Source organism: Tenggerimyces flavus, assembly GCF_016907715.1.
GTDB lineage: Bacteria > Actinomycetota > Actinomycetes > Propionibacteriales > Actinopolymorphaceae > Tenggerimyces > Tenggerimyces flavus.
The window spans coordinates 4,471,327-4,487,835 of sequence record NZ_JAFBCM010000001.1 but is presented as its reverse complement, the minus strand read 5'-3'; the positions used below and the strand labels follow the sequence as shown (position 1 = coordinate 4,487,835).

Sequence of the window (16,509 nt, the reverse complement as noted above, 5' to 3'; positions counted from 1 at the left end):
CCTCACCCCAACCGTCGACCATCCGTCCATGATCATGAACGTGATCATGAAGGCAAACCCGCCGTATATGACCAGTTCGGCTTCATGATCACGGGCGTCGAGCGCACCTGGCGGATGGATCGGCCTCTCCGATAGTGGGACGCCCCCATCGAAACGCCCAGACGCGTCCCGCATCGTGACATTGCCCATCAAAGGGGCGTTCCCGACCACAGCGAGCACCCTCCGAACGCCCCCTTTATGGGCAAAGTGCAGGAGCTCGGCCGCGAGGGAGGGGCGCGGCGAGAGCGGGCGTGAGCTGATCGACGGGGGGTGATGGGCAGGGGAACTGGCAGGGAGTCGATCAGGCGCCACGTCGATCTCGTCCATGCGCCTTTCCGGTCGCGGCGGAGCTAGTCAAGGGTCGAAGATCGCGAAGCGACGCCTCTCTCCCGCGCGAAGCGACGCCTCTCTCCCGCGCGAAGCGCCGCCTAGAGAGGCGCCCTTGACTCGCTCCGCCGCGACCGGACACGGGCGGACGAGATGGCGAGGCGGAGCACCCACGCCCCAGAGAGCGCGCCGTAGAACGCGGCAGGGTGCAAATCGACTGGACCGTGGTCGCTATCGTGGGGGTACAGGCTTCGACCCGGCTATCACCGGTGAGCCTCCGGAAGAACGGCGCCAAGAGGCGCTCAGTAGAACCGGACGGGTACGGCCCGTCACAGCCGACACGAGCGGCCCCCGCACGAGCAGCAAGCGGGGGCAAGCGAGGTGGTACCGCGGGCTCCGGCTCGTCCTCGCCCAAGGCACGAACGGGCAGACGGACAGAGGCAGAAGACCGATGAGTTATCCGCGACACCGAGACGACGACCACGTCACCGCGAGTCCGTCGTTCCCTGACGTCGAGCGCGACGTCCTCGCGTACTGGCAGGAAGACCACACGTTCCAAGCCAGCATCGACCAACGCGAGGCCGGACAAGACGGCAGCAACGAGTTCGTCTTCTACGACGGCCCACCGTTCGCCAACGGGCTCCCCCACTACGGCCACCTGATGGTCGGCTACATCAAGGACATCGTCCCCCGCTACCAGACCATGCGCGGCCATCGGGTCGAGCGCCGGTTCGGCTGGGACTGCCACGGCCTGCCGGCGGAGGTGTACGCGGAGAAGGAGCTCGGCTTCAGTTCCAAGCGCGAGATCGTCGAGTACGGCGTCGGCAAGTTCAACCACGTCTGCCGCAGCTCGGTCCTGCGCTACACCAACGAGTGGCACCGGTACGTCAACCGGCAGGCCCGCTGGGTCGACTTCGACAACGACTACAAGACGCTCGACGTGACCTACATGGAAAGCGTCATGTGGGCGTTCCAGCAACTCCACGAGAAGGGCCTCGTCTATGAGGGCTTCCGCGTCCTGCCGTACTGCTGGCGCTGCGAGACGCCGCTCTCGAACTCCGAGATCCGCGTCGACGACGCCTACCGCGACCGCACCGACCCGGCGTCGACGGTCTGGTTCGAGCTCGAGACCGGCGAACGCGCGCTGGCCTGGACCACGATGCCCTGGACGCTCGTGCCGAACGTCGCGCTGGTCGTCAACCCCGACGTCGACTACGCCGTGGTGGAGAAGGACGGCCACCGGTACGTGCTCGCGGAGGCAAGGCTCGCAGCGTACGAACGCGAGTTCGGCGACGCGGTTCTCGTCGACACCGTCCCCGGCCACACCATCGTAGGCCGCCGTTACAAGCCGATGTTCGACTTCCTCACCACCCAGCTGGCGGACTCCCCCAACGCGTTCACCGTCCTGGCCGGCGACTTCGTCTCGACCGAGGACGGCACCGGCATCGTCCAGGTCGCGCCCGCACACGGCGAGGAGGACTTCGACGTCTGCACGGCCGCCGGCATCCCGACCGTGCTGACCGTCGACGACCAGGCACGCTTCACCGCGGTCGCGCCGCCGTACGAGGGACAGCAGGTCTTCGAAGCCAACAAGCAGATCCTGCGCGACCTCGCCGCACGCGGTCAGCTGGTCCGCCAGGACAGCTACACGCACGCGTACCCGCACTGCTGGCGCTGCGACACCCCGATCGTCTACAAGGCGGTCGCGAGCTGGTTCGTCGAGGTGACGAAGCTCAAGGCACGCATGCTCGAACTCAACCGCGACGTCACCTGGGTGCCCGAGCACGTGCAGGACGGCTCGTTCGGCAAGTGGCTGGAGAACGCGCGCGACTGGTCGATCAGCCGGAACCGCTTCTGGGGTTCGCCGATCCCGGTCTGGAAGTCGGACGATCCCGCGTACCCACGCGTCGACGTGTACGGGTCGCTCGCCGACCTCGAGCGCGATTTCGGCGTACCCGTCGATGATCTGCACCGTCCAGGGATCGACGACCTGACCCGGCCGAACCCCGACGACCCCGCCGGGAAGTCGACGATGCGGCGCGTGCCGGAGGTGCTGGACTGCTGGTTCGAGGCCGGCGCGATGCCGTTCGCGCAGGTGCACTACCCGTTCGAGAACGCGGACTGGTTCGAGCACCACTTCCCGGGCGACTTCATCGTCGAGTACATCGGGCAGACGCGGGCCTGGTTCTACAACCTGCACGTGCTGTCGACGGCTCTGTTCGACCGGCCGGCATTCCGTACGGCGGTCACGCACGGCATCGTGCTCGGTGACGACGGCCGGAAGGCGAGCAAGTCGCGGCGGAACTTCCCCGACCCGGAGCTGATGTTCGACCAGTACGGCGCGGACGCGGTGCGCTGGTCGCTGATGTCGTCGCCATTGGTACGCGGCGGCGAGGGCGCGGTCGGCGAGCTGTGGATCCGCGACGCGGTGCGGCAGGCGATCAACCCGTTGTGGAACGCGTACTCGTTCTTCGCGCTCTACACGAACGCGGAGACCGCGACAGCGACTTGGCGCACGGACTCGCCGCACGTGCTCGACCGGTACGTTCTGGCCAAGCTGCGTTCGACCGTCACCGCGATGACCGCGGCGCTGGATGCGCACGACATCCTCGCGGCGTGCGGTGAGGTGCGGTCGTTCCTCGACGTGCTCACGAACTGGTACGTCCGGAGGTCGCGTTCTCGCTTCTGGGCAGGCGATTCCGACGCGTTCGACACGCTCTACACGGTGCTCGAGGTGCTCTGCCGGGTGGCGGCGCCGCTGCTGCCGATGGTGACGGAGGAGGTGTGGCGCGGGCTGACTGGCTCCCGTTCGGTGCACCTGACGGACTGGCCGTCGGCCGACGAGCTGCCGGACGATCCCGCGCTGGTGGCGTCGATGGACGCGGTGCGGACGGTGTGCTCGGCCGCGCTGTCGTTGCGGAAGGCGTCGTCGCTGCGGGTCCGGCAACCGCTGGCCTCGCTGACGGTCGCGTCGCCCGACGCCGCGGCGTTGGAGCCGTTCGTCGAACTGTTGCGCGACGAGGTGAACGTGAAGTCGGTGGTGCTCGACGTCGACGTCACCGCCCACTGTCAACGTGAGCTTGCGGTCGTGCCGCGAGCGCTGGGGCCGCGGCTCGGCGCCGAGGTGCAGCGGGTGATCAAGGCCGTCCGGGCCGGTGACTGGTCGGTGTCGGACGACGGCGTGGTGGCGGGCGGAGTCTCCTTGCGACATGGCGAGTACGAGCTGCGCCTCGTACCGCTGACCTCGGAGTCGGCCGTCGCGCTGCCCGGCAACGCGGGCGTCGTGCTGCTCGACACGAAGCTGACGCCGGAGCTCGAGGCGGAAGGCGTGGCGCGGGACGTGATCCGCGCCGTGCAGCAAGCCCGGCGCGACGCGTCGCTCGACGTGTCCGACCGGATCGCGCTCCGCGTGACCGCGCCGGACGAGACCGTGGCCGCGGTCGACGCGAACCGCGACCTCGTCACCCGCGAGACGCTGGCGACCTCGCTGGAGCTGGCCGAAGGGGACGAGCTGGCGGTGGAGGTCGCTCGCGAGCGGTAATCGGTCGAGCGTGCCAGGATCTGCACGGTGATCGTCCTGGCCAGCGTCGTCGGCGTGCTGCTGCTCGTCGTCGGGTGGGCGGAGGTCGTCAACGGACGAGCGTCCCGGCAGTTGACGCACCCCGACCGGGGCGGGAGCGAGGCCGTCGTCGTCCTCGGCTTTCGCAATCCTCGGCCGGACCGGTTGAACGTCGTCAACCGCTGGCGAGTTCGCGCCGCCCTGCGGTCGATCGATCCGAGCGCGCCGTCGACCCGCCTCGTGTTCAGCGGTGGACCGCACGAGGCGGAGCTGATGGCGCGCTACGCGACCGGCCAACGCGGCTACGCCGGCGAGGTCGTCGTGGAGACGAAGTCGCGCAGCACGTGGCAGAACGTCGAGTTCTCGATCCCGTTCGTCGAGGACGCCGACCGGATCAAGATCGTCTCCCAGCCGTTGCACGCGCTCAAGGCCCGGCTCTACGTCCAGCGCCAGCGGCCCGACCTCGCCTCTCGGCTGGTGCGATCCGCCGACTACCGGCTCGGCGAGTGGGCTCCGCTCAAGCCGCTGCTCGCCGCGTACGGGCTGCTGGCCTTGGCGAAGGCCAGGCGGAGCCTCGCCGCCTAGCTCGCGGGTCGGGCGAGCGGACCGAGCGGACCGGCGCCGGTGGCGAGCAGGGCGGTGTCGAGCCGTTCGAGCGCGAGGCAGACCGCGCCAAGCGCTGCGGAGTCGGCGCCCAACGTGGAGCCGCGTACGGTCGGCGGCCGCAGGCAAAGAAGCTCCAACTCCCTTTCCAGCAAGGGCAACAACAGCTCGGTGTGCGCCGACATCGAGCCACCGAGAACGACCACTTCGGGGTCGATCATCGACGCCGCTGCCGCCGCGGCGACCCCCAGCTCGCGCACGTACCGCCGTACCGCCACGAGCGCCTCGGCATCGCCCTCGGCCGCCGCGACGAGCACGTCCGCGACGTGGTCGTCGGTCGGCCCGGAGGCCGGTTCGGCCTTGCAGAGCAGGAGATACTCGATCGCCGACTCCCACTTCAGTACCCGGTGCATGGACAGGTCGCCGGCGGCCGAGCCGAAGCCGCGATGGGGCCGCCCACCGATCACGAGGCCGAGGCCGGTACGCCGCCCGGCCTGCAGCAGCACCAGGTCGGCGACGCCGACACCGGCACCGCGGCGTTGCTCGGCCAATGCGGCGAGCCGGCTGTCGTTGTCGACCACGATCGGCCCGTCGACGATCGTGCGCAGCTTGCCGGCCAGATCGACGCCCGCCCAGTCGGGGATGGACGCGGACAGCAGGATCTGTCCGTCGCCGTCCACCCATCCCGTACTGCCGGCGACGGTCGCCCACACCTGATCGGACGAGACCGAACCCTGTTTCAGGCAGTCACGGATCGCCCGCTCGATCGCCTGAAGTCGCTTGGTGCGTGGCAGCTCCGGCTCGGTCCGATGCCGTAGCGAGGCGAGCACGGTGCCCTCGAGATCGGCCAGCTGGACGCGCACGTTGTGCGCGCCGATGTCGAGGCCCAGCACCCGGCCGGCGTCGGCGCGGAACGCGTACCGGTGCGCCGGCCGACCGCGACCGGCGACGACGGGCGCCTTCTCCTCCAGCCAGCCGTTGCCGACCAGGCCGCGCACGACCTCGCCCACAGACGCACGAGCGAGCCCGGTGCGTTCGGCGATCTGGGCGAGCCGCAGCTCGCCGCCCGCGCGCACGGTCGCCAGCACCGCGAGCTCGTTGAACCGCCGCAGCCGAGCCAGGTCCGCGCCGTCGGTCGTCATGACCCGCCAGCTTAACGATGGAAGCCGTCAATATTGCAACCGCTAAGCTCCACGCGTGTTTCGCGGATTCGGGACCCTACTGAACGTCGCCACCGTCCTACTGGGCACCGGTTTGGGTGTCCTGCTCGGCCACCGGCTTCCGCAACGTACACGCGACGTCGTCACCGACGCGCTGGGGCTGGTGACGATCCTCATCGCCGCGTTCTCCGCGGTCGCCGTACGGGACGCGCCGTTCGTCCGCGACGTCGGCGACGCCGCCACGATCCTCGTCGTGCTGGCCGCGCTGGTGATCGGCGGCGTCGTGGGATCGCTGCTGCGGCTGGAGAACCGGCTCGAGGGCATCGGCGGCGCGCTCCAACGCCGGCTGTCCAAGGGTTCGGAGTCGGAGGAACGCCGGCGCTACGTCGAGGGGTTCGTCGCGGCCTCATTGGTGTTCTGCGTCGGTCCGCTCACGGTGCTCGGCTCGATCTCGGACGGGCTCGGGCGCGGCAGCGAGCAGCTCGTGCTGAAGGCGACGCTGGACGGGTTCGCCGCCATCGCGTTCGCCGCGAGCTTCGGCTGGGGTGTCGCCGCCGCGGGCCTCGCCGTGCTCGTCGTCCAGGGCACCCTGACGCTCGTCGGCCTGGCACTCGGCGAGTTCCTGTCCGAGGGGCAGATCTCCGCGCTCACCGCGACCGGCGGGCTGTTGCTGTTCGGCGTCGGGCTGCGGCTGCTGCGGATCAAGCAGCTCCCAGTCGGCGACCTGCTGCCGGCGCTGGTCGCGGCGCCGCTGCTCACCTTGGCGGTGGCAGCCTTCCGCTGAAGCGGGAGCTACCGCGGCAACGTCCCGTTCATCTCGATCGTGTCCCGGTCGATCGCGACACCCTTCGCGTCGTACGCGGTCACCAGGTACGGCTGGTACGTCGGCGCCCCCGGCCCGATCACCAGCACCTGCGGCTGCGCGGCGGCCGACTCCACGACCCGCCGACCCCGCCCGTCCGACACCTGGAACCGCGCCGTCCCCGGCTTCGCCACCACCGCCAGGATCGTCTTGTCCAGCGTCGCGTCCGCACAGCCGATGGCGACGAACGACCGGTCCGCCAGGTCCGGATAGATGGCGTCGCCGACGCACTCCACCCGGTTCCGCCCCCAGACGACCAGCACCGCGGTCGACACGCCTTGCCTGCGGGTCTCGAGGATGGAGGTCCGGGTGTCGGTCGTCCGCGCCGCGAGCAGGGCGACATCGCCCTCGACGTGGTCCGGCCCGAGCACCGTTCCAGCCGCGCGGGCGTCGTCGTACACGAGCTCGTCGAACGGCGTCATCGGCCCCCACGTCGGGTCGGCCAGCTGGATCGTCGGCTGCCGGGTGAGCAGCGCCTCCGGCGACGCGGCGATCGTACGGACGGAGTCCCGGCCACGGGACGAGGGCCACACCATCGCGATCACCGTGCCGTCGGGCGACAGCCGGTCGATGTGCAGCCAGGTTTTGCTCATCCCCCGGTCGTCGACGACCAGCGGCTCCCAGCTCGGCTGGTCGTTCGGGCGCTCCCGCGTCCGCCGCAGCAGCCGCGGGGTCCCGACGTGGCGCAGCGCGTGCGGCGGTGCGAGCAGGAGCTGCACCAGCGAGGCACCCGTGCCGGTCTGCGTCATCGGCATGTTCAGGTTGCCGTCGTACCTGACCACGATCCCCAGCGGCTGCTCGTCGAGCTGCTCGACCCGGTCGACGACCCACTTGGCCGGCTCGCCGCGCTCGGAGACCTGCGCGAGGTACGGGACGTCGTCGGGCCCGACGGACTGCAGCAGCACAAGGCGGCCGGCGGCGATCCGCCCGGCCCACACGACGTAGATCTCGCGCCCGGGGCGTTGGCCCTGGTACGCGCGCCAGGCGTCGCTCGCCTCGTTCACCGTCCCGCGGTCGTCGGTGAGCTCGCCGCGCGGCTGCCAGCGCAGCAGCCGGGCGTCCTCCGGCGCGGTCGGTTTGTCCAGCCAGTCCAGGGTCGCGCTGACGGCGACGGGGGCGGCGAGCAGCAGGACCAGGCCGAGAACGACGACCAGCCCGACCCGCCTGCGCTGACCGCCGCGCAGCCCGAGCCTGGTGAGGAAACCGGGGCGCCTCGTGTCGCGTTCGGCGACGTACCGGACGCTGTCGCCGAGCAGGGGTGCCGCGGACGGCGCGGCGCCGGCGAACCGCATGCCCGCCTTCTCCATCACGCGCGTCGACGCGCCGTTCGCCCGGTACGCCTGGGCGTAGACGCGCAGCGCGCCGAGCTCGGAGAAGCTGACGTCGAGAGCGGCCTTGAGGGCCTCGGAGAGGTAGCCCTGGTTCCAGTACTCCGGGCGCAGCGCGTACGACGCTACGTACTCCCCCGCCCGGGTGTCGATCGAGCTGCCGATCCGCAGCCAGCCGATGACCTCGCCGGAGCGCAGCAGCACGATCGCGCAGTCGTGCGAGTGCCGCGGCCTTGTCGCGTTGGCGCGGAGCGCGGCGTCGAACCAGTGGTCGGCGTCCGCCCCGGTGGGGTTGTCCAGGTAGCGGGTGACGTCAGGGTCGTGCCGCCACTGCCGTACGGACTCGCGGTCGTCCTCCCGCAGGTCGCGGATCAGCAGCCGAGCAGTCTGTACGCGCATGCTCGGCACCTCCCGCGGGAACCTCGGCGGGCCGGACGGAGACCCTGTCGTCTACAGGCTAGAACGTGCCAGGCCGTCTCCGGGTAACGGAGCGCGTGGACCGCCGCGTCTGGCAGGTGGTCGCCTCACCCGGCCAGTGGCCCCTCTACCTGGCATCCGCCCGGCGTAAAGGGGCCAGACCGGTCGAACCCGACCACAGGACGAAAGATCGCGACTAGTCTTCGCCGAGGTAGGCCTTGCGGACTTGTTCGTTGCCAAGCAGCTGCTGGCCGGTGTCCGACAGCACGATCCGGCCGACCTCGAGGACGTAGCCGCGGTGCGCGAGCTCCAGCGCCGCCTGGGCGTTCTGCTCGACGAGCAGGATCGTCGTCCCGTCCGTCACCAGCTCGCGGATCGTCGACATGATCCGCTGCATCATCAACGGCGACAGGCCCATGGACGGCTCGTCCAGCATCAGCAGCTTCGGCCGCGACATCAGCGACCGGCCGATCGCGAGCATCTGCTGCTCACCGCCGGAGAACGTGCCCGCGGCCTGGCGACGACGTTCCTCCAGCACCGGGAACAGCTCGAACACCCGCTTCAGGTCCGCCGCCACCCCCGTGTCGCGACGGGCGTACGCACCGAGCCGGAGGTTCTCCTCCACGGTCATCCGCGGAAAGATCCGCCGCCCCTCCGGCGCGTGCGCCAGCCCCTGCTCGACGATGCGGTGCGCGGGCATGCCGTCGATGCGCTCACCCTGGAAGGTGATCGAGCCGCCCGTCAACGGCAGCAGGCCGGAGATCGTCCGCAGCGTCGTGGTCTTGCCGGCACCGTTCGTCCCGATCAGCGTGACGACCTCGCCCTCGCTGACCGTGAAGCTGATGCCCTTGACCGCGCGGACCTTGCCGTACGCGACGACCAGGTCCTTGACCTCGAGGATCGTTGTCATCAGGCGCCCTCCGCAGCCTCGGGTCCGGTGCCGATGTACGCCTCGATCACCCGCGGGTTGGACTGGACCGACTCCGGGGTGCCCTCGCAGAGCTTCTCGCCGCGGACCAGGCAGGTCACCCGGTCGCACAGGTTGAAGATGAACCGCATGTCGTGCTCGATCACCACGACCGCGAGGCCCTGCTCCCGGATCCGGAAGATCAGCTCCATCGCGCCGCGGGTCTCCTGCGGGTTCATGCCCGCGGTCGGCTCGTCGAGCAGCAGCAGCCCCGGGTCGGTCGCCAGGGCGCGGGCGATCTCGAGCCGCCGCTGGTCGCCGTACGGCAGGTTGCGGGCCAGGTGGTCCGCGCTCCGCTCGAGCCCGACGAACCGCAGCAGCTCGAGCGCCCGTTCGCGCGTCTCGCGTTCCTCGCGCCGGTACTTCGGCCCGTGCAGAATCGCCGAGATCGGGCCGGTCGTGGTGCGGCAGTACCGGCCGACCATGACGTTCTCCAGCGCGGTCATGTTGGCGAACAGCCGGATGTTCTGGAACGTCCGTGCGACGCCGGCTTTGGTCACCGCTTGCGGCCGCGGCCGGAGCGGGCGGCCGCGGAACGAGACCGTGCCTGAGGTCGGCTTGTACATGCCGGTGAGGCAGTTGAAGAACGTCGTCTTGCCGGCCCCGTTCGGCCCGATCAGCCCGACGATCTCGCCCTCGTACACGTCGTAGTCGACGTTGTTGACGGCCACCAGGCCGCCGAACCGCATCGTGACGCCGCGGGCGGACAGCAGCCCGGCGGCGGCGTGCCGGCCCGGCGCTGGAGCGGCTTGCTCGACGGTCATCGTGCCGTCACCTCCGCGACATCGTCCTCCACGCGTTCGGCGAGCGCCTCGTCCTCTTCGTGGAACTCCAGCTGTCTTCGCCTACTGGCCACGAGGCCCTCCGGCCGGAACCGCATCATCAGGATGAGCACGGCACCGAAGAACAGCAGCCGGTACTCGGAGAAGAAGCGCAGCTTCTCCGGCAGCAGCTTGAGGATCGTCGCGCCGAGCAGCACGCCCGCCACCGTTCCCATTCCACCGAGCACGATCGCGGCGACGAGGAACGCGGACTCGAGGAAGACGTACTGGTCCGGTGTCACCGAGACGTCGTGGTGCGCCTTGATCGTGCCGGCGAGGCCGGCGAGCATCGCGCCGCCGGCGAACGCCAGCAGCTTCAGGCCGAACGTGTTGACGCCCATCGCCTCGGCGGCCCGCTCGTCCTCGCGGATCGCGATCCAGCCACGCCCGATCCGGGAGTTGTTCAACCGGGCGAACACGGTGATGACGAACGCGATGAGGATCAGCAACACGAAGTAGTAGTTGGCGAATCGCCCCATGGTGACGCCGAAGATCGTGTGCTGGTCGCCGAAGTTGAACCCGAACAGCTCCAGGTCGGGGATCGCCGGGATGCCGTTCGGACCGTTGGTGAGGTCCGGCCCGTTCGTTCCGTCGAGGTTGTTGACCGTCAGCCGGAAGATCTCGCCGAACGCGAGTGTCACGATCGCGAGGTAGTCGCCGCTGACCCGCAACGTCGGACTGCCGATGATGATGCCGAGGAAGCCGGCGACGAGCGCGCCGATCAACAGCACCAGCGGGAACGGCGGCGTCCAGCCGATGTTGGCGAACGTCGACGCCGACAGCATCGCCCCGACGTACGCACCGGAGCCGAGGAACGCGACGTACCCGAGGTCCAGCAGTCCGGCCAAGCCCACCACGATGTTCAGGCCGATCGCGGTCGCGGCGAAGATGAGGATCTGGGTCGCGATCGACATGTTCGCGTCGCTGTCGCCCTGAGTCAGCGGGAACAGGAACGCGACCACGAACGCCGCGAGCAGCGTGACCCGGCGATGCCGGCCGGCCATGCGGGTGAACCAGCCGAGCAGGCCGCCCTTCTGCAGGATCGCCGCGACGCCGCCGACCATGATCAGCACGAGGACGAAGATCCACGCCTGGTCGGTGTTGAGCGCGTACGCGGCAGTGAGCAGCAGACCACCGAGAACCGCGGCGATGATGAGGATCTCGATGATGTCGTGCAGCTCGCCGTTCAGCTCCGGCGTCTCTTCGACCGGCATAGCGCGGGAGCCGACCAGCAGGATCAGCGCACCGGCGCCGGAGACGAAGCCGCCGGGATCGACGTTCACCATGCCACCGAGCGCGGCGGCGATCGCGATCAGCGTCAGCCACACGACCACGGTCGCGAAGATCCCGGCCATGCGGACGGGTCCGGAGCCACCGCGGAACAGCACGCCGAGCAGACCCGCCAGCGGTCCGCGCTGCGCGAGCAGATACACCAACGCAAGCCCGCCGAGGATGATTGTGTAGACCTGCGCGCCGGCGGGATAGAAGTAGACCGTCAGGTCGTGCAGGATGCTGCGGTCGTACGTCCACGGCAGCAGCGTGCCGACGGTGGTCAGCGCGGCGCCGATCAGTGCCACCAGCCAGGCCGCGTTGCCGAGCAGCCGCTCGAGCAGCGCGTCGATTCTCATGACGAGCCTCATGCGCGGTCCACCACCCTCGCACCCAGCAGGCCCTGCGGCCGGAAGACCAGGACCAGGATCAACAGGACGAAGGCCCAGACGTCCTTCCAGGCCGTTCCGCCGAACTGGCCAGGCACGTACTGGATCGCCATCGCCTCGGCCAGCCCGAGGACCAGGCCGCCGACGACGGCGCCGTAGATGTTGCCGATGCCGCCGAGGACCGCGGCGGTGAACGCCTTCAGCCCGGCGAGGAAGCCCATCCGGAAGTCGATCTGCGTGTACCGCAGCCCGTGCGCGACACCGGCGATCGCCGCGAGTGCGGCGCCGACGCAGAACGCGATCACGATGATGCGGTCGACGTTGATGCCCATCAGCCGGGCGGTGTCGGGGTCCTGCGAGGTGGCCTGCATCGCGCGGCCCGTACGGGTCCGGTTGACGAAGAACCACAGCAGCACGGTGCAGAAGATCAGCGCGACGATCGTGAACGCCGCGGCCCGCTGGATCACCACTCCCCCCATCGCGATCGGCTCGCCGGTGACGAACTCGATCTGCGGGAACGGGATCGCGCGCTTGGCGTCGTCGAAGCCGGGAATCCGCCCGTAGAACAGGCGAACCGCTTCCTGCAGGAAGATCGAGACCCCGATCGCCGTGATCAGGGGTGCTAATCGTGGTGCGTTGCGGAGTGGTCGGTAGGCGAACCGTTCCATCAGGATGACCACGCCGACGGAGGCCGCCATCGCGCCGATCACCATGACAGGAAGGACCCAGAGGGACCGCATGTCCTCGTCGAACGCCACCGTGTGGACCGTCAGTGCGCCGAACGCCCCGATCATGAACACTTCACCGTGGGCGAAGTTGATCAGCTGGATGATCCCGTAGACGACGGTGTATCCAACCGCGATCAACGCGTACAGCGAACCGAGCGACAGCCCGTTGATGAGCTGCTGGAGAAACTGGTCCACACACCACCTCCCTGACCGAGGTACGAGTGCCGAAAGCCTGCTAGTTCTGACTCAGTGGAGAACGCCAAAGGGGGCGGGCTCGTCGCCCGCCCCCCATGGCTCAACTGCTACTGGCCAAGGTCGTCCGTGCTGGCTGCGGCCCACTTGCCGCTCTCGACCTTGTACATGGTCAGGATCTTCGTCGTCGTGTCACCGAACTCGTCGAAGCCGACCTTGCCGGTGACGCCGTCGAAGCTCACGTTCGCCATCGCCTCGACGACCTTCGCCCGCGCGGACTTGGCGTCCGTCGCGTCCTTCAGGGCGACCTTGAGGGCCTCGATGATCGAGTTCGCGGCGTCGTAGGAGTAACCGCCGTAGGTCTCGTACGGGTCCTTGTAGCCGGCCTTGCCGTAGTCGTCGACGTACTTCTTCGCCGACTCGAGCGCGTCGGTCGGCGCGCCGACCGAGGTGGCGAAGTCGCCCTCGGAGGCCGCACCGGCCAGCTTGATGTAGTCGCCGGCCTGCATGCCGTCGCCACCCATGACCGGAACCTTCAGGCCACCGGACTTCATCTGGTTGGACAGCGGACCGGACTGCGGGTACTGACCGCCGTAGTAGACGAGCTGCGGCGCCTTGGGAGCGATCTTGGAGATGACCGCGCCGAAGTCCGTCTCGTCCTTCTGAACGGTCTCCGCCGCGACGACCGTGCCGCCGAGCTTCGTGTACTCCTTGGTGAACGCCTCGACCAGGCCCTGCCCGTAGGTGAGCTTGTCGTGGATCGTGGCGACCTTGGTGAACTTCAGCGTGTTGTAGACGTACTGCGCCGCGTACGGACCCTGCAGCGAGTCCACCGCGCAGACGCGGAAGTACGTCGGGTAGGGACGCTCGGGTGCGGTCTCGAACTTCGCACCCTTCGTCAGGGTGTCGTTGGTGTTCGCCGGAGACACCTGGACGATGTTCGCCGAAGCGAGAACCGGCTGCACCTGCTGGGCGATGCTCGACTGGAGCGTGCCGACGACACCGACGACCTCGTCGTCCGCGGCGAGCTTCGTCGCCGCGTTCTTGCCGGTGTCGGGGTTCTCCGCGTCGTCCTCCGCGGCGAGCTCCAACGTCCAACCAGGGATGGCCTTCGTCTCGTTCGCCTGCTTGATCGCGAGGTCGACGGAGTTCTTGATGCCGATGCCCAGCGCGCTCAGGCCGCCAGAGGTCGGCGAGATCACGCCGATCTTCGCGGTCTTGGTGGGGGCGTCGCCCTCGCCTCCCTGGCTCCCAGTCTCACCGCCGCGGTTGCCGCAACCAGCGGCGGCGAACGCCAAGGATGCGGCGACCAGCGCCACTCCGATCCGGATGGCGGAACGCTGACCCACGTTTCCTCCTGTGCCCGATGGAACCCGACGCGCCATATGCGCCGGCCACCCGCGTGGACCGCGGGTGTGGAGAGACTAGCCTCCCGACCCGTCTCAGTGAATGGACTCCCCCACCCTCTTACCGTGTCGTAACTTCAGGCACATCGGGAGGACTACCGTGTGCGACGATTCGTGCACTGGTGGGTGATCTAGGCCAAATCGGTTCGGAATCGGTTCGGAAGGGGTGGGGATTCCACCCCCTCCGCGCCGATTGCTGGCGTCACTTGTTGAAGGCCTCGGTCTTCGCCTTGACCCACTTGCCGCCCTCGACCTCGTACATCGTGAGGACCTTGTTGACCGGGTCGCCGAACTCGTCGAACCCGACCTTGCCCGTCACGCCCTCGAAATCGGTGACGGCGAGTGCCTCGATCACCTTCGGCCGCGCGGACTTCACGTCCGTCGCGTCCTTCAGGGCCACGGCGAGCGCCTTGATCACGGCGTTCGTGGAGTCGAAGGAGTAGGCGCCGAACGCCTCCATGGGCTCGGAGTAGCCGGCCTTCTCGTAGTCGGCGACGAACTTCGAGGCCGTCGGGAGCTCGTTGGTAGGCGCGCCGACCGAGGAGCCGTAGTTGCCGCTGGCCGAGTCCTGGGCGAGCTTGATGAACTCGTCGGACTTGATACCGTCGCCGCCCATCAGCGGCACGTCGAGCCCCGCGGACTCGAGCTGCGCGGCGAGCGGGCCGGCCTGACCGTACTCACCGCCGTAGTAGACGGCCTTCGGGTTCTTCGACTGGATCTTGGAGATGACCGCGCCGAGGTCCTTCTCCTTGGCGTCGACCGTCTCGGCCGCGACGATCGTGCCGCCCAGCTTCTCGAACTCCTTGGTGAACGCCTCGACGATGCCCTGGCCGTACGTCTTCTTGTCGTGGATCGTCGCGACCTCGGTGATCTTCAGGTCGTTGTAGAGGTACTGCGCGCCGAACGGGCCCTGGATGCCGTCGGTGGCGCACAGGCGGAAGTAGTTCGGGTAGAGCCGCTGCGGGTTGGCTTCGAAGTCGTTGCCGCGGGTCAGCGTGTCGTTGGTGTTCGCGGGGCTGACCTGCGCGATGTTGGCGCTGTTGAGCACGGGCGCGGTCTGCTGGGCGACGCCGGAGTTGAACGTACCGACCACCGCGCCGACCTCGTCGTCGCCGGCGACCTTCGTCGCGGCGTTCTTGCCGACGTCGGGCTGACCCTCGTCGTCCTCGGCCGCGAGCTCGATCTTCCAACCGGGGATGGCGTTCTGCTCGTTCGCCTGCTTGATGGCGAGGTCGGCACCGTTGCGGATGCCGAGGCCGAACGCGGAGTTCTCCCCGGAGAACGGCGCGATCACGCCGATCTTGACGACCTTCTGCTGCTGGGTGGTGGGGTTGCCGCTGCTCGGGTCACTCTCAGGATCCGTCGTGGCGCCTCTACTGCCGCACGCGCTGAGAGCCAGAGAAGCTGCGACGAGGGCCAATCCGATGCGGATGGCGGACCGCTGACGCACGATTTCCTCCTGGAACGCTTTGCAGGCGCCGGTTTCGGCGCCTGCTGCGAGCCTAGGAATCGTTCAGCGTGCGGGAATCGGGGAAACCCCCACGGATCAACCCTCCGTAGTCGACTCCGCTTGCGCCTCTTCTGCTTCATGGGCACCGGGGGCTTCGGCCTTCAACTCGTCACCCTCGTCGACCACCAGCTGCGCGACGCGGCGCATGCTGACGCGCTTGTCCATCGCGGTCTTCTGGATCCAGCGGAACGCGTCGGGCTCGGTGAGGCCGAACTTCGTCTGCAGGATCGACTTGGCCCGGTCGACGAGCTTGCGGGTCTCCAGCCGGTCGGTGAGGTCGGCGTTCTCCCGTTCCAGCTCCGCCTGCTCGGTGAACCGCGAGACGGCGATCTCGATCGCCGGGACGAGGTCGGCCTTGGTGAACGGCTTGACGAGATACGCCATCGCCCCGGCGTCGCGTGCGCGCTCGACCAGCTCGCGCTGGCTGAACGCGGTGAGGATCACGACCGCGCACAGCTTGTCCTTGGCGATCTGCTCGGCGACGCTGATGCCGTCGAGCTTGGGCATCTTGATGTCGAGGATGGCCAGGTCGGGGGCCAGCTCCTTGACGAGCGCGATCGCCGCCTCGCCATCGCCCGCCTGCCCGACGACGTCGTACCCCTCCTCGCCGAGCATCTCGGCCAGGTCGAGCCTGATCAACGCCTCATCCTCAGCCAGTACGACCCGGCGTACCTTCTGCTCGCTCACGTGACACCCTTCACTGCCGCCTTGGTCCAACTCCGCTGGCCAGCGTACCGGTCTCGGTAAGGTCTGCTATCTTGTCGGTGCTCGATGATATGGTTGGTCGGGCCGAATTGCCGGGTTGATGGAATCGGTAGACATGATGGCCTCAAAAGCCATTGCTCGAAAGGGCGTGTGGGTTCGAGTCCCACACCCGGCACCGAAACAAGGCATTGTCGGTGGTCACTGAGACCATTACTCGATGACTCACA

At 68.8% G+C, this 16,509-nt stretch carries 12 protein-coding genes and 1 tRNA gene; 4 read left to right on the top strand and 9 right to left on the bottom strand.

The features are described from left to right. Positions 1-817: 817 nt before the first annotated feature. A complete protein-coding gene (ileS, locus tag JOD67_RS20940) occupies positions 818-3,907 on the top strand; it encodes an isoleucine--tRNA ligase (RefSeq protein WP_205119287.1) in 3,090 nt (1,029 codons plus the stop codon). A gap of 27 nt (positions 3,908-3,934) precedes the next feature. Next, complete coding sequence (locus tag JOD67_RS20935) at positions 3,935-4,510, top strand: YdcF family protein (protein WP_205119286.1); 576 nt, start codon at positions 3,935-3,937, stop codon at positions 4,508-4,510. Here JOD67_RS20935 and JOD67_RS20930 read toward each other — a convergent pair. Further along, positions 4,507-5,670, bottom strand: a complete 1,164-nt coding sequence (locus tag JOD67_RS20930; RefSeq protein WP_205119285.1) for an ROK family transcriptional regulator — start codon at positions 5,668-5,670, stop codon at positions 4,507-4,509. The genes JOD67_RS20935 and JOD67_RS20930 overlap by 4 nt on opposite strands. A gap of 55 nt (positions 5,671-5,725) precedes the next feature. Here JOD67_RS20930 and JOD67_RS20925 point away from each other — a divergent pair, with 55 nt between their 5' ends. Then, complete coding sequence (locus JOD67_RS20925) at positions 5,726-6,472, top strand: DUF554 domain-containing protein (protein ID WP_205119284.1); 747 nt, start codon at positions 5,726-5,728, stop codon at positions 6,470-6,472. An 8-nt stretch (positions 6,473-6,480) separates the two neighbouring features. Here the strand turns inward: JOD67_RS20925 and JOD67_RS20920 are convergent, their stop codons facing one another. The 8 genes from JOD67_RS20920 to JOD67_RS20885 all read right to left on the bottom strand — a co-directional run bounded on the left by JOD67_RS20920 (position 6,481) and on the right by JOD67_RS20885 (position 16,264). Next, entirely contained in the window at positions 6,481-8,277 is a 1,797-nt protein-coding gene (locus tag JOD67_RS20920; RefSeq protein WP_205119283.1) for a GNAT family N-acetyltransferase, read from the bottom strand. Between the two features lie 214 nt (positions 8,278-8,491). Beyond that, on the bottom strand, positions 8,492-9,205 hold the full coding sequence (locus JOD67_RS20915; protein WP_205119282.1) for an ABC transporter ATP-binding protein: 714 nt from the start codon (positions 9,203-9,205) through the stop codon (positions 8,492-8,494). Continuing rightward, complete coding sequence (locus tag JOD67_RS20910; protein WP_205119281.1) at positions 9,205-10,026, bottom strand: ABC transporter ATP-binding protein; 822 nt, start codon at positions 10,024-10,026, stop codon at positions 9,205-9,207. The genes JOD67_RS20915 and JOD67_RS20910 overlap by 1 nt, the downstream gene beginning before the upstream one ends. Further along, the gene (locus JOD67_RS20905) at positions 10,023-11,711 is read right to left on the bottom strand and encodes a branched-chain amino acid ABC transporter permease (RefSeq protein WP_239553950.1); all 1,689 of its coding nucleotides are present in this window, start codon (positions 11,709-11,711) and stop codon (positions 10,023-10,025) included. Before JOD67_RS20905 ends, JOD67_RS20910 begins: the two co-directional genes overlap by 4 nt. 8 nt (positions 11,712-11,719) lie before the next feature. Next, positions 11,720-12,664 carry a branched-chain amino acid ABC transporter permease gene (locus JOD67_RS20900; protein ID WP_205119279.1) on the bottom strand — a complete coding sequence of 315 codons (945 nt, stop codon included), beginning with the start codon at positions 12,662-12,664 and terminating at the stop codon, positions 11,720-11,722. 107 nt (positions 12,665-12,771) lie between these two features. Further along, positions 12,772-14,010, bottom strand: coding sequence for a branched-chain amino acid ABC transporter substrate-binding protein (locus JOD67_RS20895; protein WP_205119278.1), 1,239 nt, complete (start codon positions 14,008-14,010; stop codon positions 12,772-12,774). Between the two features lie 259 nt (positions 14,011-14,269). Then, positions 14,270-15,517, bottom strand: a complete 1,248-nt coding sequence (locus JOD67_RS20890) for a branched-chain amino acid ABC transporter substrate-binding protein (protein WP_205119277.1) — start codon at positions 15,515-15,517, stop codon at positions 14,270-14,272. A 96-nt stretch (positions 15,518-15,613) separates the two neighbouring features. Further along, complete coding sequence (locus tag JOD67_RS20885) at positions 15,614-16,264, bottom strand: ANTAR domain-containing response regulator (protein WP_307782481.1); 651 nt, start codon at positions 16,262-16,264, stop codon at positions 15,614-15,616. Between the two features lie 109 nt (positions 16,265-16,373). On the opposite strand from JOD67_RS20885, the gene JOD67_RS20880 reads away from it, so the two are divergent. Then, positions 16,374-16,457: transfer RNA gene (locus JOD67_RS20880), tRNA-Leu, on the top strand. Positions 16,458-16,509: the final 52 nt, after the last annotated feature.